The organism is Paenibacillus sp. GYB003 (assembly GCF_036577625.1).
GTDB lineage: Bacteria > Bacillota > Bacilli > Paenibacillales > NBRC-103111 > Paenibacillus_AB.
On the sequence record NZ_JARBDC010000067.1, the window covers coordinates 1 to 309 of the forward strand.

At 62.8% G+C, this 309-nt stretch carries 1 protein-coding gene; it reads left to right on the forward strand.

Going from position 1 to position 309, the window contains the following annotated elements:
* The coding region (locus PV407_RS21590) for a cadherin-like domain-containing protein (protein ID WP_332092065.1) at positions 1–309 on the forward strand (309 nt) is incomplete at both ends.

The window sequence follows — 309 nt, forward strand, 5'->3', positions numbered from 1 at the left end:
ACGAGCCGCCGACGGTACCGAATTATAATGTCACGACGCCGAACCACATGCCGGTAAGCGGCAGCGTGCGCGGAACCGACCCGAACGGGGATGAGTTGACGTATACGAAAGGAAGCGATCCGCAGCATGGAACGGTGACGGTATATCCGGACGGCACGTGGACGTATGTACCGGCCCCAGGTTATGTCGGCCCGGACAGCTTTACGGTAACGGTGAGCGACGGCCGGGGCGGTACGGCGACATCGACGGTGACGGTCGGCGTCACGGAGAAGCCGAACAAACCGCCGACCGCGCGGGATGTGAGCGTAA